Here is a 522-nt window from a genome sequence, read left to right as displayed (position 1 = left end):
TGGCTAAAGGAACCGCCTGTAGAAGACGACGCGTTGAATGGGGCGAGGCTGCGAGCCAGCACGCTGAATGCTGGTGGCAGGCGAAAGTCTGTACCCACAGCGGCGACTCAGGGACACGCACGCGGTAGGGTCGCGAGGTCGCCCTCGGCCAGCCGTCGAGGCCCAAGGCCGAACCCCATTTCAGACAAACCAGAGCCGTTATTTGAGGCGAACGAGAACCTGAGTTCCTTTGCCGATGCACTCGCCTATCACATGCGGCGCTTTGGCGAGAGCTATTGGCAACTCCACCGGGCGGTCGTTCGGATAGACGAAACATTCGATGCAAAGACCTTGCTATCGTGGATCGAGGGCCATCGTGTGCCTCGTTCCGCCGCAAGCTTCACCATCCTCGGCCGGATCGAACACAGGTACGGGCTGGCGCAGGGATACTTCAAAGCGAAACTGCCACATCAGTCCCGGGCGCTCTATGGCCACCATCTAGATGACGTTAGTCCGGCCGAACGCCGCCGCCTTGCCTGGCAT

Annotated in this window: 1 pseudogene; it reads left to right on the top strand. The window is 60.7% G+C overall.

The features are described 5' to 3' along the window. Nucleotides 1-177: 177 nt before the first annotated feature. A pseudogene (locus tag FN060_RS23150) lies at nt 178-522 on the top strand (hypothetical protein); the annotation flags it as partial.

The organism is Pseudorhizobium halotolerans (assembly GCF_902153235.2).
GTDB classification, from domain to species: Bacteria; Pseudomonadota; Alphaproteobacteria; order Rhizobiales; family Rhizobiaceae; genus Neorhizobium; species Neorhizobium flavum.
Note: the sequence above shows the minus strand (reverse complement) of the source record. Positions and strands in the feature narration are given on the sequence as shown.